Origin of the sequence: Ramlibacter sp. (assembly GCF_035627355.1) — a bacterium.
In the GTDB taxonomy this organism is placed as follows: Bacteria; Pseudomonadota; Gammaproteobacteria; order Burkholderiales; family Burkholderiaceae_C; genus Ramlibacter.
The window spans coordinates 33148-53400 of sequence record NZ_DASPLW010000010.1; the positions used below are offsets into that span (position 1 = coordinate 33148).

Here is a 20253-nt window from a genome sequence, read left to right on the forward strand (position 1 = left end):
CGTCGCGTCCGGACTATGCGAAGGGGCCGCCGGCGATGGCAAGGTCGGCCGGCATGAGGACGCGACATCTGCTGCAGCACGTGCTGGGCTGCGCCGCGCTGGCCCTGCTGCCGGCCGTGCAGGCCGAACCGGGCCTGCTGGCCGTGCCGGCGCCGCAGCCCGCCCGCTGCCAGGCGCCGCCGTACGACGGTCCTGCCCTGCTGCACCGGAAGGAGCGCATGACCCAGTTCGAGGCACTGGGCGAGCACTGCCTCAAGCAGCTGATGGTGGAGTGCCATGCCGCCGCCGCCCGCCAGCTGCTGGACCCGGGCAGCGCGTTCGCCTGCTCGATCGGCTACGAGGCGCTGCTCAAGCGCGGCTTCGGCGGCGACTTCCAGGCCTTGCTGGCCTGGTGGCACCAGCGCGAGGGCGCTAGCGGGCTGCTGTAGCCGGGCCGGCCGGTGCCGACACCGGCACGGTGCTGCCGGCCGGGACCGCGGCCGGCGTGGGAGCGGGCGCCTTGGCCGCGGGCGCAAGCGCGGGGGGCGCCAGCGTGGCGGCCGCGCCGCCGGCGCCCGGTGGCGGCCAGGCGGCTTCGGACGCCAGCCGCGGCTTGCCCACGGGCGGTCCGCCCTGGCCCTTGCGCACGGCGGCCAGGTCCTCCTCGCTCGGATACAGCCCCATCAGCCAGTAGTCGAACACGCGCCGGGCGATCGGGGCCGCCGCCGCCGCGCCGAAGCCGGCGTTCTCCACCACCGCGGCCAGGGCGATCTGCGGATCGTCCACCGGCGCGAAGGCGATGTAGAGCGAGTGGTCGCGCTGGTGCTCCTCCAGCTTGGCCGCGTTGTACTTCTCCTTCTGGCCGATGGTCACGGCCTGGGCCGTGCCGGTCTTGCCGCCGGAGAGGTAGCCGGCACCGGCGAACGCCCGGGTGCCGGTGCCGCCCTGGGTGACGCCGACCATGGCCTTGCGCACCACCGCCACGTGCTCGGGCTTGAGGCCCAGGTCCTCGCCCGGCGGCAGCGGAATCGCCGTGCGCACGCGCGTCATCGGGTCCTGGGTGGCCACCACGAGGCGCGGCTTGTGCTTGACCCCGTTGTTGGCCAGGGTGGCCGTGGCCTGGGCGAGCTGCAGCATGGTGAAGCTGTTGTAGCCCTGCCCGATGCCCAGCGAGATGGTCTCGCCGGCGTACCACTTCTTCTGCTCCGGGCGCCGGTAGTAGTTGCGCTTCCACTCCTGGCTGGGGAGCACGCCGCGCACCTCGCCCTGGATGTCGATGCCGGTGATCTGGCCGAAGCCCAGCGGCTTCATGAAGTCGTGCATCAGGTCCACGCCCATCTCGTTGGCCAGCGAGTAGTAGTAGACGTTGCTGGACTTGACGATGCTGGTGTACATGTCCACCGGGCCCAGCCCGTGGTCGCCGTGGCTGCGGAACACGTGGCCGCCGAAGGTCCAGCTGCCGTTGTCCATGACGACCTGGGTGGCCGAGCGCTTGCCGGTGGCCAGCGCCGCCAGCGCCATGAAGGGCTTGTAGGTGGAACCGGGCGGGTAGGTGCCGCGCAGGGCCCGGTTGAGCAGCGGCTTGTCGATCGATTCGTTCAGCGCCTGCCAGTTCTCGACGTCGATGCCGTCGACGAACAGGTTGGGATCGAAGGTCGGCTTGGAGACGAAGGCCAGCACCTCGCCGGTCTTGGGGTCCAGCGCCACCAGGGCCCCGCGCCGATCGCCGTACAGGTCCTCCACCAGCTTCTGCAGCTTGATGTCGATCGACAGCATCACCGTGTCGCCCGGCGTGGCCGGCTTGCTGGCCAGCTTGCGCACGGCCCGGCCGCCGGCGGAGGTCTCGACCTGCTCCACGCCGGTGGTGCCGTGCAGCTGCCGCTCCAGGCTCTGCTCCACGCCCAGCTTGCCGATGTACTCGGTTCCGCGGTAGTTGGCCTGGTCCTCTTCCTCCCACTCCTCCATCTGCTTCTTCTCGGCCTGGTTGATGCGGCCGATGTAGCCGATCACGTGGCTGGCGAGCTCGCCCCAGGGATAGTTGCGGAACAGGCGGGCCTTGATCTCCACGCCCGGGAAGCGGTAGCGCTGGGCGGCGAAGCGCGCCACCTCCTCGTCGGTGAGCTTGGTGCGGATCGGCAGCGACTCGAAGCCCTTGGTCTCCTCCAGCAGCTTGCGGAAGCGCCGCTTGTCGCGCGGCTGGATCTCCACCAGCTCCGACAGCGCATCGATGGTGGCATCCAGGCTGCCCTTCAGGCGCGAGGGCATGATCTCCAGCGTGTAGGCCGAGTAGTTGGTGGCCAGCACGATCCCGTTGCGGTCCAGGATCAGCCCGCGGTTGGGCACGATCGGCACGATCGCGGTGCGGTTGTTCTCCGCCTGCTCGCTCAGGTCGTCGTAGCGCACCACCTGCAGGTACACCAGCCGCAGCGCCAGCAGCAGGAAGCAGGCCAGCACCACCAGGCTGGCCGCGAGCACCCGCGCGCGAAAGCGCGAGAGGTCGGCTTCGACGTTGCGCAGTTCGGTCACGGTGGCCCCCTCAGAGGGGGCGATTTTCGTCCGGATCCGGGGCCCGGCGCTGTGGCGCGAGCAGGATCACGCTGACCAGCGGCCACAGCAGGGATTCGATCACGGGCGCGAGCAGCACGCTGGGGCCGGGCCACACCCCGCCCGCGACCATGCGGATCGCCAGCTCGATCGCGTGGGCCGCGGCGAACAGGGGCAGCACCTGCACCGCCTGCGAGGGCACGGTGAACCAGAGCAGGCGGCGGTGGATGGTGATGGCGAAGAAGCTCAGGGTGGTGTAGGCCAGCGCGTGCTGCCCGAGCAGCGAAGCCTGGTGCACGTCCATCGCGATGCCGAACAGGAAGGCGGCGCCTATGCCCACCCGCAGCGGCTGGTGCACGCTCCAGAACACCAGCACCAGTGCCAGCAGGTCGGGCATCCAGGCGACCCGGCCGAACGGCAGCATCCCGATCACCATCGCCACCAGCAGGCTGGACCAGATGAACAGGGGGTTGGCCGGCAGCAGCAGCTGCTGGCCGGGGCGCATGATCATTTCCGGCCCCCTTTCGCCGGCGTGGGCGCCAGGTCGGCGGGCCTCGGCGGCAGCTGCCCCGCCACCGGCTTGATCACCATCACGTAGCGGGCGCCGTCCACCTGCGCCTGCGGCACGCAGTGGATCCGGGCGAAGCCGGCGTCGGCGCGCCGCTCCACCTGGTCGACCCGAGCCACCGGCAGGCCGGCCGGGTAGATGCCGTCGACGCCGCTGGTGGTGAGCAGGTCGCCCTCGTGGACGTCGGCGTTGCCGGCCATGAAGCGCAGCTCCAGCGCACCGGACTGGCCGCCCGCGGGGTCACCGAAGGCCACGCTGCGCGCGCCGGTGCGGGTGTTCATCACGGGGATGGCCTGGTCGCGGTCGGTGATCAGCGTCACCTCGCTGATCAGCGGGTGGGCGCGGGTGACCTGGCCCAGCACGCCGGACTCGTCGATCACCGGCGAGCCTTCCTCGATGCCGTGCGCCAGGCCCTTGTCGATCACCACCTTGCGGGTGTAGGGGTCGGCGGCGTCGTACAGCACCTCGGCGGCCTGCGCCGGCGTGGTGATGCGCTCGCGCAGTTCAAGCAGCTTGCGCAGCCGCTCGTTCTCCTGCGACAGCTGCTCGACCTGGTTGGCGCGCAGCGACTGCCGGGCGAGCTTCTCGCGCGCCGCCGCCTCCTGCAGCTGCGCGCTGCGCAGCGACTCGAAGTAGTTGCCGGCCTCGCGCAGCGCCAGCACCGGCCGCAGCACCAGCCACTGCACGGGGTAGAGCACGGTCGCCACCCCCGCGCGCAGCGGCTGGGTGATCCCGAAGCGGGTGTCGGCCACCATGAGGAACAGCGCCAGCGCGCTGCACACCATCAGCTTGGACAGCGCCGAGGGGCCCTGCTTGAAGAACGGCGGCGGGGTCCTGTCCAGCGTACCGAGCGGCATCGCCGTCTCCGGTGGAAGGGATTACTCGCTGGTGAAGATCGAGCCCAGGCGCTCCATGCGCTCCAGGGCCATGCCGCAGCCGCGCACCACGCAGGTCAGCGGGTCCTCGGCCACCAGCACCGGCAGGCCGGTCTCCTCGGCCAGCAGGCGGTCCAGGTCGCGCAGCAGTGCGCCGCCGCCGGTGAGCATCATGCCGCGCTCGGCGATGTCGGCGCCCAGTTCGGGCGGCGTGCTCTCGAGCGCGTTCTTGACGGCGGACACGATGTTGTTCAGCGGGTCGGTCAGGGCTTCCAGGATCTCGTTGGACGAGATGGTGAACGAGCGCGGCACGCCCTCGGCGAGGTTGCGGCCCTTGACCTCGATCTCCTTGACCTCGCTGCCAGGGAAGGCCGACCCGATGTTCTTCTTGATCGCCTCGGCGGTGGGTTCGCCGATCAGCATGCCGTAGTTGCGGCGGATGTACGCGATGATGGCGTCGTCGAAGCGGTCGCCACCCACGCGCACGCTGCCCTTGTAGACCATGCCGCCCAGCGAGATCACGCCGACCTCGGTGGTGCCGCCGCCGATGTCCACCACCATGGAGCCGGAGGCTTCGCTCACCGGCAGGCCGGCGCCGATGGCCGCGGCCATCGGTTCCTCGATCAGGTAGACCTCGCTCGCGCCGGCGCCCAGTGCCGACTCGCGGATGGCGCGCCGCTCCACCTGGGTGGAGCCGCAGGGCACGCAGATGATGATGCGCGGGCTGGGCCTCATCATGGACCGCGGGTGGACCATCTTGATGAACTGCTTGAGCATCTGCTCGGTGACGGTGAAGTCGGCGATCACGCCGTCCTTCATCGGGCGGATCGCCTCGATGTTGCCCGGCACCTTGCCCAGCATGGCCTTGGCCTCGTGGCCCACGGCCTGGATGGTCTTCTTCCCTTGCGGGCCGCCCTCGTGGCGGATTGCGACCACCGAGGGTTCATCCAGGACGATCCCCTTGTCCCTCACGAAGATCAGCGTGTTGGCGGTGCCCAGGTCAATGGCCAGATCGGTCGACAGGTACCGACGGAACGCTCCGAACATGGGGGGTGGGTCCTCTTTCTTCTACGAAAGCGGCCCCGCGGAGGGGCCGTGCGCTAAAGGCGGGATAATAACTGATCCCCTGTGAATAACTCTTCGGCGCGGGCGTGCAACTGTCGCGCTTACATTCCGTTTCCCGCCGATCCGCCCCCATGGCCCTGACCCCTGACGACATCCGCCGCATCCAGCATCTCGCGCGGCTGGAACTGCAGCCGCACGAGAGCGAGCACATGCTGACCCGGATCAACGGCTTCTTCGCCATCGTGGAGGCGATGCAGGCTGTGGATACCGCGGGGATCGAGCCGCTCGCGCACCCGGTGGCCGCCTTCCAGGACGTGCAGCTGCGGCTGCGCGAGGACGTGGCGTCCGAGACCGACCAGCGCGAGGCCAACCAGCGCAGCGCGCCGGCCGTGGAGCGCGGGCTGTTCCTGGTGCCGAAGGTGATCGAATGAGCGCGCTGCACGATCTGTCGGTGGCCGCGCTGGCGGGGCGGCTGAAGGCCCGGGAGGTGTCCGCCGTCGAAGTGGCGCAGCACTTCCTGGCACGGGGTGGAGCGCACGCCGGACTGGGCGCCTTCCTGGCCACGGACCCAGAGGTCACCCTGGCCCAGGCCCGGGCCGCCGATGCGCGCATCGCCGCCGGCGAGGCCGCACCGCTGCTGGGCGTGCCGGTCGCGCACAAGGACATCTTCGTCACGCGCGACTTCCCGACCACCGCCGGCTCGAAGATGCTGGAAGGCTACCGCTCGCCCTTCGACGCCACCGTCGTTCGCAAGCTGGCCGAGGCCGGCATGGTCACCCTGGGCAAGCTCAATTGCGACGAATTCGCCATGGGTTCGTCCAACGAGAACTCGGCCTACGGCCCGGTGAAGAACCCCTGGGACACCAGCCGCATCCCCGGCGGCTCCTCCGGCGGCAGTGCGGTGGCAGTTGCCGCGCGCCTGGCGCCGGCCGCCACCGGCACCGACACTGGCGGCTCGATCCGCCAGCCGGCGTCGTTCTGCGGCATTACCGGCATCAAGCCGACCTACGGGCGCGCCTCGCGCTACGGGATGATCGCCTACGCCTCCAGCCTGGACCAGGCCGGGCCGATGGCGCGCAGCGCCGAGGACTGCGCGCTGCTGCTGTCGGCGCTGTGCGGGCCGGACCCGGATCGCGACTCGACCTCGCTGGACGTGCCCTCGGAAGACTTCACGCGCGCGCTGGGCGGCTCGCTGGAGGGGCTGCGCATCGGCGTGCCGAAGGAGTTCTTCGGTGAGGGGCTGGCGGACGACGTGCGCGCCGCCATCGAAGCGGCGCTGCAGCAGTACGAGAAGCTGGGCGCGCGGCGCGTGGAGGTGTCCCTGCCGCGTACCGAGCTGTCGATCCCCGTCTACTACATCATCGCGCCGGCCGAGGCCTCGTCCAACCTCTCGCGCTTCGACGGCGTGAAGTTCGGCCACCGCGCGAAGCAGTACACCGACCTGCTCGACATGTACAGGAAGACCCGCGCCGAAGGCTTCGGCGAGGAGGTCAAGCAACGCATCATGGTCGGCACCTACGTGCTGTCGCACGGCTACTACGACGCGTATTACCTGCAGGCGCAGAAGGTGCGTCGCATGATCGCCGACGACTTCCGCCGCGCGTTCACCGAGTGCGACGTGATCGCCGGGCCCGCTGCGCCCACGGTGGCCTGGAAGCTGGGCGAGCACGGCAACGACCCGCTGGCCGACTACCTGGCCGACATCTTCACCCTGCCGGCCTCGCTGGCCGGCCTGCCCGGCATGTGCCTGCCCTGCGGCTTCGGCGCCGGCGGCATGCCGGTCGGTTTGCAACTGATCGGCAACTGGTTCCAGGAAGGCCGGCTGCTGAATGCCGCCCATGCCTTCCAGCAGGCCACCGATTTCCACCTGCAGCAACCGGAGGGCGTGCAATGAGCCGGCTCGTCCAGGGCTACGAAGTCGTGATCGGCTTCGAGACCCACGCCCAGCTGTCCACCCGCTCGAAGATCTTCAGCCGCGCGCCGACCGACTTCGGCGCCGAGCCCAACACCCAGGCCAGCGCGGTCGACCTGGCGCTGCCCGGCACGCTGCCGGTGATGAACAAGGGGGCGGTCGAGCGAGCCATTGCGTTCGGCCTGGCGGTCAATGCGCACATCGCGCCGCGCAGCGTGTTCGCGCGCAAGAACTACTTCTATCCGGACCTGCCCAAGGGCTACCAGATCAGCCAGTACGAGATCCCGGTGGTGCAGGGCGGGGTCGTCGAGTTCTACCTGGGCGACGAGAAGCGCTCGGTGCGACTGGTGCGCGCCCACCTGGAGGAGGACGCCGGCAAGTCGCTGCACGAGGACTTCGTCGGCCAGTCGGGCATCGACCTCAACCGCGCGGGCACGCCGCTGCTGGAGATCGTCACCGAGCCCGACATGCGCTCCACCGAGGAAGCGGTCGCCTACGCCAAGGAGCTGCACAAGATCGTCACCTGGATCGGCATCTGCGACGGCAACATGCAGGAAGGCAGCTTCCGCTGCGACGCCAACGTCTCGGTGCGCAAGCCCGGCCAGCCGCTGGGCACGCGGCGCGAGATCAAGAACCTGAACAGCTTCCGCTTCATGCAGCAGGCGATCGACTACGAGATCCGCTGGCAGATCGAGGAGCTGGAAGACGGCCGCGCGATCGAGCAGGCCACCGTGCTGTTCGATCCCGACACCGGCGAGACCCGCGCCATGCGCACCAAGGAGGACGCGGCCGACTACCGCTACTTCCCCGACCCCGACCTGCCGCCGCTGGTGGTGGCGCCCGAGTGGGTCGAGCAGGTGCGCGCTTCGATGCCGGAGCTGCCGCGCGCGATGGCAGCGCGCTTCGTTGCCGACTACGGCTTGCCCGAATACGACGCCACCACGCTGACGCAGAGCCCGGCGATGGCGGCCTACTTCGAGGCCGCCGCCAGGTCCAGCGGCCAGCCCAAGCTGGCCAGCAACTGGATCATGGGCGAGGTCTCGCGCCGGCTGAACGCGCAGGAGATCGACATCGGCCAGGCGCCGGTGCCGGCCGCCACGCTGGCCGCGCTGGTCGGCCGCATCGCCGACGGCACCATCTCCAACAGCGCCGCCCGGCAGGTGTTCGAGGCGCTGTGGAGCGGCGAGGGCAGCAACGTCGATGCGCTCATCGAGGCCAAGGGCCTCAAGCAGATGAACGACACCGGCGAGCTGGAGAAGATCCTGGACGGCATCATCGCCGCCAACCCGGACAACGTGGCCCAGTTCAAGGCCGGCAAGGACAAGGCCTTCAACGCGCTGGTCGGCCAGGCGATGAAGGCGACCAAGGGCAAGGCCAATCCGCAGCAGGTCAACGAGCTGCTGCGCCGGAAGCTGCAGGGCTGAGAGAGGTCTTCTCCCTCCTCGCTGGCGGGAGCCGACGGACGCATCACACGCCGGGCCGTGTACGGGCTAGAGTGGTCGCGGGATGTCCCTCGAAATCTGGACGGTCGGCCACTCCACCCGCTCGGCGCAGGAGTTCCTCTCGTTGCTGCAGGCCTGGCGCATCGAGGCGCTGGCCGACGTGCGCCGCTTCCCCGGCTCGCGCAAGCACCCGCAGTTCGGTGCCGATGCGCTGGCGGCGTCGCTGCAATCGAACGGTATCGCGTATGCGTGGCTGCAGAAGCTGGGCGGCCGGCGCCGGCCCGATCCGGCATCGCCCAACGTCGCTTGGCGCAACGAGTCGTTCCGCGCCTATGCCGACCACCTGGCCACGCCGGAGTTCGCCGAAGGCCTGGCCGAGCTGCTGCACATGGCATCGGCCTGCCGCACCGCGATCATGTGCTCGGAACTGGTCTGGTGGCGCTGCCACCGCGGGCTGATCGCCGACGCGCTGCTGTTCAGCGGCATCGCCGTCACGCACATCCTGGACCAGCGCAAGGCCAGCCCGCATCCGTACACGCCGCCGGCCCGGGCCAAGGGTGGCGAACTGGTCTATTCGCTGGAAGGCGAGCCGCTGTCGAGGCGGGACTGCTGTTGATTACGCCACGCCGCGGGCCAACTCGCGCGTGAGCTGCGCCGCCGGCACTTCGCGGCAGCCGCCCGTGTTCTGGCCTGCCCACAGCGGCGAGAAATCGCTGCTGCCCTGGCTCTCGGCCCGGGCGCGCAGCAGCCCCATGGCCGGGGCGGCCTGCGGGAAGGCCGGCGCGGCGGTGCTGATCGGACCCAGTTCGCGGACCACGCGGTTGAGGATGCCGCGTGCCGGGCGGCCGGTGAACACGTTGGTGAGCACCGTCGTGCGGGCCGCTTCGCTCTTGAGCGCCGCGCGGTGCAGCGCGGTGGTCGTGCACTCCGGGCACAGCAGGTAGGCGGTGCCGACCTGCACGCCGGCCGCGCCCAGCGCCATCGCCGCGGCCACGCACTGGGCGTCGGCAATGCCGCCGGCGGCGATCACCGGCACCCGCAGCAGCTGCGCGAGCTGGCGCACCAGCGCGAAGGTGCCCACCTGGGTGGCGAGGTCGTCGCCGAGGAAGATGCCGCGGTGGCCGCCGGCCTCCAGGCCCTGGGCGATCACCGCATCCACGCCCCGCTCCTGCAGCCACAGCGCTTCTTCCACCGTGGTGGCCGTGGACAGCACCTTGGCGCCCCAGCCGCGCACGCGCTGCAGCAACTCGGGCGATGGCAGGCCGAAGTGGAAGCTGACCACCGGTGGGCGGAAAGTTTCCAGCAGGGCGGCCGCCTCCGGCCCGAACGGCAGGCGTCCGGGTCCGCGCGGAATGGACGCGAGGTCCAGCCCGAGTTCCTGGAAGTACGGCGCCAGCGTGGCATCCCAGCGCGCCTCGCGCTGCGGATCGGCGGGGGGCGAGGTGTGGGTGAAGAAGTTGACGTTGTAGGGCTTGGCGGTGCCCGAGCGGAGCGCTTCCAGTTCCTTGCGCAGCGCATCGGGCGCCAGCATGGCGCAGGGCAGGGAGCCCAGTCCACCCGCGTTGGAGACTTCGATCGCGAGCGCGCTGCCCTGCACGCCGGCCATGGGTGCCTGGACGATGGGCAGCTCGATGCCCAGGAGTTGCTGCAGGGTGGTCATGGCGCGCTCCTCAGCCGGATGGCAGTCCGTGTGCAAAGCGGCCATGGTAGCGGCGGCCCCTTGTCGTCGGCAGGGGCCTCGATTCGTCATCCCCGCGAACGCGGGAATCCATGCACGCGCACGGACGCGTCCTCCACGTCGGGCAGGAGGGCCTCGTCAGCGCTCCTCGTACAGCCCCAGCTTGCGGTGCAGCGGCGCCTCGTCGGCGACGAACAGGAAGGCCAGCTCCTTCGCCGAGCGGTTGCGCAGCGCGATGGACGTGAACCCCGGCGCGCAGCAGGTGTCGGCGCCGTCCATCGCGAAGGTCGTCGTGTCCACCGTGACTTCGGATTCGCCTTCGATCTGGTGGAACACCGTCGCCGGCGAGCGCGCCGGCAGCCGCAGGGTCTGGCCGGGCCGCAGCATCAGCGCGTAGAAGCCGAGGATGTTCTGCGCGTCGCCGCCCGTCTCCGGGTTGACGTAGGTGACCTGCACCGCTTCCAGGTCCGGCTGGTCCTCGGCCAGCGAAACGAGCGCCGCGCGCGCATCCACCCACGGGTAGCGCAGCATGGGGTAGGCCTTGCGCGAGCGCTGGAACACGCGCGTGGGCACGACGCCGCCGCGCGCATAGGCCCGCTCGGCATGCCCGGGCGCCACGCGCTGGCGCTGCCCTTCGACGTGGTAGCTGGCCTCCAGGAAATACACCAGCGGCAGGTCCAGCACGTCCAGCCAGACCACCGGCTGGTCGCCGTCGTGGCCGTGCTCGTGCCACAGTCCGGTGGGCGTGAGGATCAGGTCGCCGCGGCGCATGGGGCACTTCTCGCCGTCGACCGTGGTCCAGGCGCCTTCGCCCTCGACGATCATGCGCAGCGCGTTGGGCGTGTGGTGGTGGCAGGGCGCCCACTCGCCCGGCAGCAGCAGCTGCATGCCCAGGTACATGGCGGCGCTGGCCTGCATCTTCTCCAGCCCGTGGCCGGGATTGGCCAGCACCAGCACGCGGCGCTCGGCCTTCTCGATCGGCGTCAGCTCGCCGGCCTGCATCAGCAGCGGGCGCAGCGCCTGGTAGGACCAGTGGATCGGCCGCGTGTGCCGGGTCGGAAGGTCGGGCGGCAGCACCGATCGCAGGCTAGGCCACAGCGGCACCAGGTTGAGCGCCTGCAGCTGGTCGCGATAGGCCTGCGGCAGGTCTTCGAGTCGGCCGAGTTCGAGCATGGGGTTGTCTCCGGTTTGAAGGGTCAGTGAGGGGCCAGGCAGTTGCCCACGTTCCAGCCGTACAGCCATTCGAGGGCGTCGTAGAAGCGCTCCGGCGTGCGGCCCTTCCACATCTCGTTGCGCACCAGCCGCTCCACGCCCTTGGCGTGGTAGATGCGGCCCATCTCGCGGCCGGACAGCACGATGCGGGCCGTGCGGGCCACGCGCGAGCGCTGGTAGAGCGCCAGCGCCGGCTCCCAGCGATTGCCATTGACGCGCAGTGCCTCGCCCAGCGTCACCGCGTCTTCCATCGCCATGCAGGCGCCCTGCGCCATGTACTGCGTGGTGGGGTGGGCCGCATCGCCCAGCAGCGTGGCGCGGCCGAACACCCAGCTGGCGATCGGCTCGCGGTCGGCGGTGGCCCAGCGCCGCCAGCTTTTCGGCAGCTCGATCAGCTGGCGGGCCTTGGGGCAAATGCCCTGGAAGTAGCTCTCCACCTCTTCCTTGCTGCCGTCGGTGACGCCCCACGCCTCCGGCTGGCGGCTGTGGAAGGTGACGACCACGTTGTACTGCTCGCCGCCGCGCAGCGGGTAGTGCACCAGGTGGCAGTTGGGACCGACCCAGATGCTGGCCGCGTTCCAGCGCAGGTTCTCGGGGAAGTCGGCCTTGTCGACCACCGCGCGGTAGACCACGTGGCCGGTGACCCGCGGCGGGTCGTTCACGTACTGCTGCCGCAGCACCGACTTGCCGCCGTCGGCGCCGACCAGCGCCTGGCCGCGGTACTGGCGGCCGCCGGCGCAGTGCGCGACCACCGTGTCGCCGTCCTGCTCGATGCGCTCCACCCGCGTGCGGGTGACGAACTCGACGCGGCCGGTCTCGACCGCACCTTCCAGCAGCGAGCCGTGCACGTCGACCCGGTGGATCACCGCGTACGGATTGCCGAAGCGCTTGCGGAAGGCCTCGCCGGTGGGGATCTTCGCGACCAGGTACTCGTCGATCGCGTCGTGCATCACCAGACAGTCGGTGTAGACCGCGCGGCTCCGCGCCTTCGGGCCGACCCCGAGCGCGTCGAAGGCATGGAAGGCGTTGGGGCCGAGCTGGATGCCGGCGCCGATCTCGCCGATCTCGGCCGCCTGCTCCAGCACCAGCACCTGGAAGCCCTGGCGCACCAGGGCCAGCGCGGCGGCCAGCCCGCCGATGCCGCCGCCGGCCACGATCACCGGCAGGGAGGAAGAAGGAGAGTTCATGGCGCGGGTCCCCGGGATGGCTGTGTTGGCCGTGTGCTGATCGTCAGCACACTGATAAAAAGTGTATTGATAAAATGCGTACGGCCCACACGGGTTAACCCTGATCCACCCCGCGCATGTCCAAAGCACCGATCGCGCCCGAACTCGACCAGTTGCCCGGCTATTCGATCCGCCGCCTGCAGCAGATCGCGGTGGCGCTGTTCCTGCAGGAGACCGAGGTGCACGGCATCACGCCGGTGCAGTACGCCGCGCTGCACACGGTGTGCCGCAGCCCCGGCATCGACCAGCGCACGCTGGCCGCCGCCATCGGGCTGGACACCTCGACCACCGGGGGCGTGATCGACCGGCTGGAGGCCAAGGGCGCGCTGCAGCGCAGCCCCTCGGAGCACGACCGCCGGGTGCGCCTGCTCACCGCCACGGAGGAGGGCCAGGCGCTGGCGAAAGCGGTGGCCCCCGCCATGCTGCGCGCGCAGGAGCGCATCCTGGCGCCGCTGCCGGCCAAGGACCGCAAGGAGTTCCTGCGGATGCTGCGCGTGCTGGTGGAAGCGAACAACGAGCTGAGCCGCGCGCCCAGCAGCGGGATCTGAGCGCGCCTTGCGCGCGCCCGGGGATCTAGCCGACCCCGTACCGCTCGCGGTAGGCCAGCACCTTCGCGTAGTGCGCGCCCAGCTCGTCGCCGGCGTGCTGCTCCAGGTAGGCCAGCAGGTCGGCCAGCTTCGCTATCGCGCACACCTGCAGGCCGAGCTGCTGCTGCACGTACTGCACCGCGCTGTGCTCGACATCGCGACCGTCCTCGGTCGCCTTCTCCTGCCGGTCCAGCGCGATCGCCACCGCGTGCGGGGTGGCGCCGGCGGCCCGGATCAGCGCGATCGACTCGCGTGCCGCCGTGCCGGCCGACATCACGTCGTCGACGATCAGCACGCGGCCCTTGACCGGGGCGCCGACCAGGTTGCCGCCTTCGCCGTGGTCCTTGGCTTCCTTGCGGTTGTAGGCGTAGGGCACGGTGCGGCCGGCGCGCGCCAGCTCGATCGCCACCGCGGCCGCCAGCGGGATGCCCTTGTAGGCGGGCCCGAACAGCATGTCGAACTCGATGCCGGAGGCCAGGATGCGGCGTGCATAGAATTGCGCCAGCCGGCCGAGCTTGGCGCCGTCGTCGAACAGCCCCGCGTTGAAGAAGTAGGGCGACAGGCGACCGGCCTTGGTCCTGAACTCGCCGAAGCGCAACACGCCGGCTTCCACCGCAAACTGCACGAAGTCCTGCGCCAGGGAGTCCTGGCCGGGCGCTGCCACCATGGGAAGTTCCTTGTTCAAGCTCACCAGCCTCAACCTCAATGGCATCCGGTCCGCGACGACGAAAGGCGTGGAGCAGTGGCTGGCGCAGGCGATGCCGGATTGTATTTGCGTGCAGGAGGTCAAGTGCCAGGCGCCCGAGGTGCAGGGCCGCTTCGAGCAGCTGGCCGGGCTGCAGGGCCACTTCCACTTCGCGCAGAAGAAGGGCTACTCGGGCGTGGGCGTCTACAGCCGGCACGAGCCCACCGACGTGATCATGGGCTTCGGCTCCGAGGAGTTCGACGCCGAAGGCCGCTACGTCGAGCTGCGCTTCGACACGCCGCAGCGCCGGTTCTCCGTCGTCAGCGCCTATTTCCCCAGCGGCTCGTCCGGCGAGGAGCGCCAGCAGGCCAAGTTCCGCTTCCTCGACGAGTTCGAGCCGCACCTGCTGCGCCTGAAGGGCGAACGTGACTTCGTGCTGTGCGGCGACATCAACATCGCGCACAAGGAGCAGGACCTGAAGAACTGGCGCGGCAACCGCAAGAACAGTGGCTTCCTCCCCGAGGAGCGCGCCTGGATGACGCGGCTGCTGGACGAGCACGGGGTGGTGGACGTCTACCGCCACCTGCAGCCGCACACCACCGACGAGTGCTACACGTGGTGGAGCAACCGCGGCCAGGCCTATGCGAAGAACGTCGGCTGGCGGCTGGACTACCACATCGCCACCGCGGGCGTGGCCCGGACGGCCCGCCACGCGGCGGTCTACAAGGCGACGCGCTTCAGCGACCACGCGCCCCTGACGATCGAGTACGAGTTCGCGATCTGACGCGCCGGCGGACCGCCAGGTCACGCGGCCGACGGCCGCCACCGGTTCCACGTCGATGCCCGGCTTGCGCGCCGGCCTATGATTCCATATGATTCGAAATATGGAAGAGAAAAGCGCCGTCGCCGCCCTCGCCGCCCTCGCGCAGCCGGTCCGGCTCCGCGTCTTCCGCGCCCTCGTGGGCGCCGGCCCGGAGGGAACGACACCATCGACGCTGGCCGCGCTGCTGGGGGTGGCGGGGTCGACCCTCTCCTTCCACCTGAAGGAGCTGATGCACGCCGGACTGGTGGTCCAGGAGCGGGACGGCCGCAACCTGATCTACCGCGCCGAGCTCGACCGGATGTCCGAGCTGATGGAATACCTGGCGGCCCACTGTTGCCTGGGGGCCGGCTGCGAGGAGATCGCCCGGGTTTCCTGCAAAACCTGCTGACACCCGGCCCGCTGCCGACCGATCATGACCGTCGACGTCCTCATCCTCTGCACCCACAACTCCGCGCGCAGCATCCTGGCGGAGGGCATGCTCAATCACTGGGCGAAGCGGCTCGCCAGGGACGTGCGCGGCCACAGCGCCGGCAGCCAACCCGGCGGACGGGTGAATCCGCTGGCCATCGAAGTGCTGCACGAGGCCGGCGTGGACACCAGCGGCTTTCGCAGCAAGAGCTGGGACGAGTACGCCTCGCCCGGTGCGCCTGCGCTGTCCATCGTGATCACGGTCTGCGACAGCGCCGCGGCCGAGACCTGTCCGGTGTTCATCGCCGCCGGCGGCCAGCCCGTGCGGGTGCATTGGGGCTATTCCGACCCCTCGGGCGCCGAAGGCGGCGAGGAAGGCCGGCGCCGCGCGTTCGAGCTCACGCGCCAGGCCATCGGCTATCGCATGCTGCAGCTGCTCGCCCTGCCGCTCGAGACCATGGACCGGCCCGCGCTGCAGGCCGCCTTGAACGACATCGCCGGTCGCTGAACGCCGCACGCACATGACTTCGCCTTCCTTCACCGCCCCTGCCGTGCCCGCGCCGGCGACCATGAGCGTCTTCGAGCGCTACCTCACTGTCTGGGTCCTGCTGTGCATCGTGGCCGGCATCGCCGTGGGCCAGCTGCTGCCCGGCGCCTTCCAGGCGATCGGCCGCATGGAGGTGGCGCAGGTCAACCTGCCGGTCGGCCTGCTGATCTGGGTGATGATCATCCCGATGCTGGTGAAGGTGGACTTCGGCGCCCTGCACCAGGTCCGCCGGCATTGGCGCGGCATCGGCGTGACGCTGTTCGTGAACTGGGCGGTCAAGCCGTTCTCCATGGCGCTGCTCGGCTGGATCTTCGTGCGGCACGTGTTCGCGCCGTACCTGCCCGCCCACCAGCTGGACAGCTATGTCGCCGGCCTGATCCTGCTGGCCGCGGCGCCCTGCACCGCCATGGTGTTCGTCTGGAGCCGCCTCACCAACGGCCATCCGCTGTTCACGCTCTCGCAGGTCGCATTGAACGACACCATCATGGTGTTCGCGTTCGCGCCCATCGTGGCCCTGCTCCTCGGGCTCTCGTCCATCGTCGTTCCCTGGGAGACGCTGGTCACCTCGGTGGTCCTGTACATCGTGATCCCGGTCGTGCTGGCCCAGTGGTGGCGTAGGAGCCTGCTGCGCAAGGGGCAGGCGGCCTTCGAGAACGCGCTGGCGCGCATCGGGCCGTGGTCCATCGCGGCGCTGCTGGCCACCCTGGTGCTGCTGTTTGCCTTCCAGGGCCGGGCCATCATCGAGCAGCCGCTGGTCATCGCCATGCTGGCGGTACCCATCCTAATCCAGGTGCTCTTCAATTCGGGACTGGCCTACTGGCTCAACCGGAGGGCCGGCGAGCCGCACAGCGTCGCCTGCCCGTCGGCCCTGATCGGCGCCAGCAACTTCTTCGAACTGGCCGTGGCCGCTGCGATCAGCCTGTTCGGCTTCCAGTCCGGCGCTGCCCTGGCCACCGTCGTCGGCGTCCTGATCGAAGTGCCGGTCATGCTGCTGGTGGTGCGCGTGGTCAACCGCAGCAAGGGCTGGTACGAGGCGGCGGCCTGCGCGGGACCTTCCCCGGTGAGGCGCGCATGAACCTGCCGCCCGGACTTCCCGTTGCCGACCGGAACCTGCTGGCCGCCTGGGCGCAAGGGGGTCGGTCGGCACCCCTCTCCATCGAAGCCCTGAATGCGGGCTGCTTCTGTGTCAGCCTCGATGCCGACGTCTTGTCGAGGGCGCTGGAGGCGGAATTCGGATCGCCGGAGATCCTCCGGCTGGTCCAGGAGCGCTGCCCCTACCTGTTTTCCGCCCGGCCGGTGTTCGTGTCCCACGGGCACATGGACCGCATGGCGCGGGTCGTCAAGGCCGTCGAGACGGTCGCGGGGCTTGCGACGTACCGGGAGCACGTCCTGGCGCGCTCGCCCGAGATCGCCCGCCACACGCCGGGGGCGCGGGGGGTGTTCTTCGGCTACGACTTCCACGTGGCCGAGGACGCCTTCGGCCTGATCGAGGTGAACACGAATGCCGGCGGGGCGATGCTCAACGCCGTGCTGGCGCGCGCCCACCGGGCCTGCTGCCTGCCCGTCGAGCGGCTCGGCCCGACGGCGGCCCGGGCCGAGGCGTTCGAGCGCGCCATGGTGGACATGTTCCACGCCGAGTGGCGCCGCAGCGGCAGGACCGGTGCACTGCAGACGATCGCCATCGTGGACGAGTCGCCGCGGGACCAGTACCTCTACCCCGAGTTCCTGCTGTTCCAGCGCCTGTTCGAGCGCAGCCGGCTGCGCGCGGTGATCGCGGATCCGGGGGAGTTCCGGCTGCGCGACGGGGCGCTGTACCTGGACGACACCCGGATCGACCTGGTCTACAACCGCCTCACCGATTTCTATCTCGACGAGCCGGCCTCGGCGGCGATCCGCGCCGCCTACCTGGCCGACGGCGTGGTCCTGACCCCGCATCCGCAGGCGCATGCCTTGTACGCGGACAAGCGGAATCTCGCGGTGATGAGCGACGGGCTGCAGCTCGAAGCGCTCGGCGTGCCGGCGGAGGTCCGCCAGGAACTGCTGGCCGGCGTGCCGCACACCGTGCCGGTCGATGCGTCCAACGCCAACCGGCTCTGGGCCGCGCGCAGGCGATGGTTCTTCAAGCCGTTCGCGGGTTTCGGCAGCCGGGCGGCGTACCGCGGCGACAAGCTCACGCAACGTGTCTGGTCGGAGATCGTCGAAGGTGGCTACGTCGCCCAGGCGCTGGTGGCCCCGGGCGAGCGCAGCGTGGACGCGGGGCCCGAAAAGCCCCTGAAGTTCGACCTGCGCGAGTACGTCTACGAGGGCGTGGTGCAGTGGAGCGCCGCACGCCTGTACCAGGGGCAGACCACCAATTTCCGCACACCCGGCGGCGGCTTCGCGCCCGTCTACGAAGGGCCGCTCTAGCTTGTCGCCGGTGACGGCCCGACGACGAGCCGTGGATGCGGCTCGCGGTGCCGCACCGCCGCGGCCGCCCGCTCAGCCGCCGAACTCCTGCCGCCGCCCGAGCCCGCGGCTGTTGTCGATGAACAGCAGCCGTTCCATGTGCAGCCGGTACCACTGCACCCGCGCCAGCGCCTGCGCAATCGCGGCCGGCGCGCTTCCCGGCCGCACGAAGGGAAAGCGCTCCGCATAGACCTGGCGCGCCAGTTCGCGCTCGGCGCCCTCCAGCGCTTGGGCATAACCCTCGATCTGCAGGCCCCGGATGCTGCGCCAGTCCTGCTGCTGGCCCTGGATGGTGGCCGCGCAGCGCGGTTCGCGCGCGAGGTCGCGGCCATGGCGGCTGAACGGGGTGGACAGGAACAGCAGGTCGTCGCCATCGACGGCATAGAACAGCGCCGCCGCCCAGGGGCCGTCGGGCCCCTGCGTGGCCAGCGTCAGCACGTGGTGGCCGTGCAGGAACGCCGCCGCTTCCTCGGCCAGGTTCAGCGCCACGGCGATGCCTCGTCGGCGTCCGGCGCGTCCTCCGCCGGCTGCCGGCTGGCGGCCGCCTCGTTCAGCCGCTTGAGCCGGTAGGCCAGCTGCGGCCGGGTCAGGCCCAGCATCCGGGACGCCGCCGAGAGGTTGCCGTGCGCCTTGTCCACGGCGGTCTCGATCAGCATCGCCTCCACCTGGTCCAGCGTGTGCACGCCGTTGAGCACCGCCTCGCACAGGTCCTTGCCGGCCTCCCAGTCGCCCGCCGCCAGGTTGCCGTCGGCGCCCAGCCCGAGTTCGCGCGGCTGGTCGGGGGCCTGGAACGAGAACAGGTGGTCCACCTCGATGCGCGAGCCGCTGGGCGCCAGGATCACGCCCCGCTCGACCATGTTCTGCAGCTCGCGCACGTTGCCCGGCCACTGGTACGACAGCAGCGCGCGCTTGGCCTTGTCGGTGAAACCGCGCAGCTTCTTGCCGTGCACGGCGCCGTACTTCTCGAGGAAGCGCTTGGCCAGGAAGGAGATGTCCTCCTTGCGCTCGCGCAGCGGCGGGATTTCGACCTGGAAGGCGTTGAGCCGGTAGTACAGGTCCGAGCGGAAGCGGCCTTCCTTGACCAGCCGGGCCGGATCGACGTTGCTTGCGGCGATCACCCGCACGTCCACGCGGCGCGGGCGGTGGTCGCCCAGGCGCTCGATCTCGCGGTCCTGCAGCACCCGCAGCAGCTTGCTCTGGGCGGGCAGCGGCAGGTCGGCCATCTCGTCCAGGAACAGCGTGCCGCCGTCGGCGCGCTCGAAGCGCCCGGGACGCGCCGACTGGGCGCCGGTGTAGGCACCGCGTTCCACGCCGAACAGCTCGGCCTCCACCAGTTCGGCCGGGATGGCGGCGCAGTTCACCGCCACGAAGGGCTTGTCGCGGCGCGATCCCATGGCGTGCAGCGCATGCGCGAACAGCTCCTTGCCGACACCGGTCTCGCCGAGCAGCAGCACGGTGATCTGGCTCTTGGCGCCCTGGCGCAGCAGCTCGAAGGCGCGCATGAAGCCAGGCGATACGCCGATCATGTCGGGCGGCAGCGCTTCCTTCTCGCTGATGGTCGAGCGCAGCTGCACCACCTGCGTCTGCAGGTCGATCAGCTGTTCGGCGATGGCGTCCGGCGTGAAGTAGTGCAGCTGCTCCGCCGCGTCCGGCCATTCCTCGGCCGGCCGGCCGACGATGCGGCAGCTGGCGTGGCCCATGCCCGCGCACTCGACTTCCTTGAACAGGATGGGCCGTCCCATGAAGGCCGACGAGTAGCCGCAGGCATAGCCGATCTGGGTCCAGCACACCGGCTCGTGGTGCTGGCCGTAGTGGTGCCGGTGCCACTGCGCCTCCCACGAGTTCTCCCACAGGAACTCGCCGAAGAAGCGGCCGGTCAGCCGGTCCAGTTCCAGTTGCACCGGCGTGACCTGCACGATGCCTTCCAGCGTGTGCAGCTGCGGTCCCACCATGAAGGCCTCGGCGTCGCTGCAGTCGTGCGAGCGGGTGCGCGCGAGTTCGGCATCGCGCAGGCCGGACGCGTAGCCCATCCGCGTGAGCAGCCCGCGCGCGCGTTCCATGCCGAGCGAATCGATCAGCTCCTTGCGCAGCAGGCCCTGCGCCTCGGCGTGCACCAGCAGCATGCGGTGCTCGTGCAGCCAGATCTGCCCGGTGCGCGGGCAGAAATGGATCCGGGCCCGCACGGCGTCGTCCGGCCCGCGGGCAATGCTGTGGAGCTTGGCCATCGCGCTCCTTCGTGGAGGTCTCCAGCGGCCTT

21 protein-coding genes are annotated in these 20253 nt (G+C 70.3%); 11 read left to right on the plus strand and 10 right to left on the minus strand.

From position 1 onward, the window contains the following. Nucleotides 1–53: 53 nt before the first annotated feature. Nucleotides 54–428: a hypothetical protein gene (locus tag VEC03_RS03730; RefSeq protein ID WP_324912793.1), complete on the plus strand. Its 375-nt coding sequence runs from the start codon at nt 54–56 to the stop codon at nt 426–428. Here VEC03_RS03730 and mrdA read toward each other — a convergent pair. Genes mrdA through VEC03_RS03750 form a run of 4 tightly spaced genes read right to left on the minus strand, consistent with a single transcriptional unit; the run spans nt 412 to nt 5013 of the window. Next, a complete protein-coding gene (gene mrdA, locus VEC03_RS03735) occupies nt 412–2505 on the minus strand; it encodes a penicillin-binding protein 2 (RefSeq protein ID WP_324912794.1) in 2094 nt (697 codons plus the stop codon). The two genes, VEC03_RS03730 and mrdA, sit on opposite strands and share 17 nt — an antisense overlap. A 10-nt stretch (nt 2506–2515) precedes the next feature. Continuing rightward, nucleotides 2516–3034: a rod shape-determining protein MreD gene (gene mreD, locus VEC03_RS03740; protein WP_324912795.1), complete on the minus strand. Its 519-nt coding sequence runs from the start codon at nt 3032–3034 to the stop codon at nt 2516–2518. After that, entirely contained in the window at nt 3031–3948 is a 918-nt protein-coding gene (mreC, locus tag VEC03_RS03745) for a rod shape-determining protein MreC (protein WP_324912796.1), read from the minus strand. The genes mreD and mreC overlap by 4 nt, the downstream gene beginning before the upstream one ends. 21 nt (nt 3949–3969) lie before the next feature. Then, the gene (locus VEC03_RS03750) at nt 3970–5013 is read right to left on the minus strand and encodes a rod shape-determining protein (RefSeq protein ID WP_324912797.1); all 1044 of its coding nucleotides are present in this window, start codon (nt 5011–5013) and stop codon (nt 3970–3972) included. A 149-nt stretch (nt 5014–5162) separates the two neighbouring features. On the opposite strand from VEC03_RS03750, the gene gatC reads away from it, so the two are divergent. The 4 genes from gatC (at nt 5163) to VEC03_RS03770 (ending at nt 9001) form a co-directional block, all read left to right on the plus strand. Next, complete coding sequence (gene gatC / locus VEC03_RS03755) at nt 5163–5462, plus strand: Asp-tRNA(Asn)/Glu-tRNA(Gln) amidotransferase subunit GatC (protein WP_324912798.1); 300 nt, start codon at nt 5163–5165, stop codon at nt 5460–5462. Then, on the plus strand, nt 5459–6925 hold the full coding sequence (gatA, locus tag VEC03_RS03760; RefSeq protein WP_324912799.1) for an Asp-tRNA(Asn)/Glu-tRNA(Gln) amidotransferase subunit GatA: 1467 nt from the start codon (nt 5459–5461) through the stop codon (nt 6923–6925). Before gatC ends, gatA begins: the two co-directional genes overlap by 4 nt. Next, entirely contained in the window at nt 6922–8367 is a 1446-nt protein-coding gene (gene gatB / locus VEC03_RS03765; RefSeq protein WP_324912800.1) for an Asp-tRNA(Asn)/Glu-tRNA(Gln) amidotransferase subunit GatB, read from the plus strand. The genes gatA and gatB overlap by 4 nt, the downstream gene beginning before the upstream one ends. A gap of 82 nt (nt 8368–8449) precedes the next feature. Continuing rightward, the gene (locus tag VEC03_RS03770) at nt 8450–9001 is read left to right on the plus strand and encodes a DUF488 domain-containing protein (RefSeq protein ID WP_324912801.1); all 552 of its coding nucleotides are present in this window, start codon (nt 8450–8452) and stop codon (nt 8999–9001) included. Here the strand turns inward: VEC03_RS03770 and VEC03_RS03775 are convergent, their stop codons facing one another. The 3 genes from VEC03_RS03775 to VEC03_RS03785 form a co-directional block, all read right to left on the minus strand. Continuing rightward, the gene (locus VEC03_RS03775; RefSeq protein ID WP_324912802.1) at nt 9002–10045 is read right to left on the minus strand and encodes a nitronate monooxygenase; all 1044 of its coding nucleotides are present in this window, start codon (nt 10043–10045) and stop codon (nt 9002–9004) included. A 156-nt stretch (nt 10046–10201) separates the two neighbouring features. Then, nucleotides 10202–11236 (minus strand): cupin domain-containing protein, encoded by a 1035-nt coding sequence (locus VEC03_RS03780; RefSeq protein WP_324912803.1) that lies wholly within the window; start codon nt 11234–11236, stop codon nt 10202–10204. Nucleotides 11237–11259: 23 nt separating this feature from the next. After that, a complete protein-coding gene (locus VEC03_RS03785; protein ID WP_324912804.1) occupies nt 11260–12462 on the minus strand; it encodes a 3-hydroxybenzoate 6-monooxygenase in 1203 nt (400 codons plus the stop codon). 116 nt (nt 12463–12578) lie between these two features. On the opposite strand from VEC03_RS03785, the gene VEC03_RS03790 reads away from it, so the two are divergent. Beyond that, entirely contained in the window at nt 12579–13049 is a 471-nt protein-coding gene (locus tag VEC03_RS03790) for a MarR family transcriptional regulator (RefSeq protein WP_324912805.1), read from the plus strand. Nucleotides 13050–13074: 25 nt separating this feature from the next. Here VEC03_RS03790 and pyrE read toward each other — a convergent pair whose 3' ends face one another. Next, nucleotides 13075–13755, minus strand: a complete 681-nt coding sequence (gene pyrE / locus VEC03_RS03795; RefSeq protein ID WP_324912946.1) for an orotate phosphoribosyltransferase — start codon at nt 13753–13755, stop codon at nt 13075–13077. On the opposite strand from pyrE, the gene VEC03_RS03800 reads away from it, so the two are divergent. From VEC03_RS03800 to VEC03_RS03820, 5 genes are all read left to right on the plus strand, one after another. Next, nucleotides 13754–14557: an exodeoxyribonuclease III gene (locus VEC03_RS03800; RefSeq protein WP_324912806.1), complete on the plus strand. Its 804-nt coding sequence runs from the start codon at nt 13754–13756 to the stop codon at nt 14555–14557. The two genes, pyrE and VEC03_RS03800, sit on opposite strands and share 2 nt — an antisense overlap. A 100-nt stretch (nt 14558–14657) precedes the next feature. Beyond that, nucleotides 14658–14984 (plus strand): metalloregulator ArsR/SmtB family transcription factor, encoded by a 327-nt coding sequence (locus VEC03_RS03805; protein WP_324912807.1) that lies wholly within the window; start codon nt 14658–14660, stop codon nt 14982–14984. 24 nt (nt 14985–15008) lie between these two features. After that, nucleotides 15009–15512, plus strand: coding sequence for an arsenate reductase ArsC (locus tag VEC03_RS03810; protein ID WP_324912808.1), 504 nt, complete (start codon nt 15009–15011; stop codon nt 15510–15512). Nucleotides 15513–15525: 13 nt separating this feature from the next. Further along, on the plus strand, nt 15526–16626 hold the full coding sequence (gene arsB, locus VEC03_RS03815) for an ACR3 family arsenite efflux transporter (RefSeq protein WP_324912809.1): 1101 nt from the start codon (nt 15526–15528) through the stop codon (nt 16624–16626). After that, complete coding sequence (locus VEC03_RS03820; RefSeq protein WP_324912810.1) at nt 16623–17957, plus strand: hypothetical protein; 1335 nt, start codon at nt 16623–16625, stop codon at nt 17955–17957. Before arsB ends, VEC03_RS03820 begins: the two co-directional genes overlap by 4 nt. A 72-nt stretch (nt 17958–18029) precedes the next feature. Here the strand turns inward: VEC03_RS03820 and VEC03_RS03825 are convergent, their stop codons facing one another. Next, a complete protein-coding gene (locus VEC03_RS03825) occupies nt 18030–18485 on the minus strand; it encodes a pyridoxamine 5'-phosphate oxidase family protein (RefSeq protein ID WP_324912811.1) in 456 nt (151 codons plus the stop codon). Beyond that, nucleotides 18476–20221: a sigma 54-interacting transcriptional regulator gene (locus VEC03_RS03830; protein WP_324912812.1), complete on the minus strand. Its 1746-nt coding sequence runs from the start codon at nt 20219–20221 to the stop codon at nt 18476–18478. The genes VEC03_RS03825 and VEC03_RS03830 overlap by 10 nt, the downstream gene beginning before the upstream one ends. Nucleotides 20222–20253: the final 32 nt, after the last annotated feature.

What these genes read in the sequence shown, in the direction of transcription:
- VEC03_RS03780 (WP_324912803.1), bottom strand. Translation starts at nt 11,236, where the DNA reads ATGCTCGAACTCGGCCGACTCGAAGACCTGCCGCAGGCCTATCGCGAC.
- VEC03_RS03790 (WP_324912805.1), top strand. Translation starts at nt 12,579, where the DNA reads ATGTCCAAAGCACCGATCGCGCCCGAACTCGACCAGTTGCCCGGCTAT.
- VEC03_RS03785 (WP_324912804.1), bottom strand. Translation starts at nt 12,462, where the DNA reads ATGAACTCTCCTTCTTCCTCCCTGCCGGTGATCGTGGCCGGCGGCGGC.
- arsB (WP_324912809.1), top strand. Translation starts at nt 15,526, where the DNA reads ATGACTTCGCCTTCCTTCACCGCCCCTGCCGTGCCCGCGCCGGCGACC.
- VEC03_RS03750 (WP_324912797.1), bottom strand. Translation starts at nt 5,013, where the DNA reads ATGTTCGGAGCGTTCCGTCGGTACCTGTCGACCGATCTGGCCATTGAC.
- VEC03_RS03775 (WP_324912802.1), bottom strand. Translation starts at nt 10,045, where the DNA reads ATGACCACCCTGCAGCAACTCCTGGGCATCGAGCTGCCCATCGTCCAG.
- VEC03_RS03830 (WP_324912812.1), bottom strand. Translation starts at nt 20,221, where the DNA reads ATGGCCAAGCTCCACAGCATTGCCCGCGGGCCGGACGACGCCGTGCGG.
- gatA (WP_324912799.1), top strand. Translation starts at nt 5,459, where the DNA reads ATGAGCGCGCTGCACGATCTGTCGGTGGCCGCGCTGGCGGGGCGGCTG.
- gatC (WP_324912798.1), top strand. Translation starts at nt 5,163, where the DNA reads ATGGCCCTGACCCCTGACGACATCCGCCGCATCCAGCATCTCGCGCGG.
- gatB (WP_324912800.1), top strand. Translation starts at nt 6,922, where the DNA reads ATGAGCCGGCTCGTCCAGGGCTACGAAGTCGTGATCGGCTTCGAGACC.
- VEC03_RS03770 (WP_324912801.1), top strand. Translation starts at nt 8,450, where the DNA reads ATGTCCCTCGAAATCTGGACGGTCGGCCACTCCACCCGCTCGGCGCAG.
- VEC03_RS03730 (WP_324912793.1), top strand. Translation starts at nt 54, where the DNA reads ATGAGGACGCGACATCTGCTGCAGCACGTGCTGGGCTGCGCCGCGCTG.
- mreC (WP_324912796.1), bottom strand. Translation starts at nt 3,948, where the DNA reads ATGCCGCTCGGTACGCTGGACAGGACCCCGCCGCCGTTCTTCAAGCAG.
- VEC03_RS03800 (WP_324912806.1), top strand. Translation starts at nt 13,754, where the DNA reads ATGGGAAGTTCCTTGTTCAAGCTCACCAGCCTCAACCTCAATGGCATC.
- VEC03_RS03820 (WP_324912810.1), top strand. Translation starts at nt 16,623, where the DNA reads ATGAACCTGCCGCCCGGACTTCCCGTTGCCGACCGGAACCTGCTGGCC.
- VEC03_RS03810 (WP_324912808.1), top strand. Translation starts at nt 15,009, where the DNA reads ATGACCGTCGACGTCCTCATCCTCTGCACCCACAACTCCGCGCGCAGC.
- mreD (WP_324912795.1), bottom strand. Translation starts at nt 3,034, where the DNA reads ATGATCATGCGCCCCGGCCAGCAGCTGCTGCTGCCGGCCAACCCCCTG.
- VEC03_RS03805 (WP_324912807.1), top strand. Translation starts at nt 14,658, where the DNA reads ATGGAAGAGAAAAGCGCCGTCGCCGCCCTCGCCGCCCTCGCGCAGCCG.
- pyrE (WP_324912946.1), bottom strand. Translation starts at nt 13,755, where the DNA reads ATGGTGGCAGCGCCCGGCCAGGACTCCCTGGCGCAGGACTTCGTGCAG.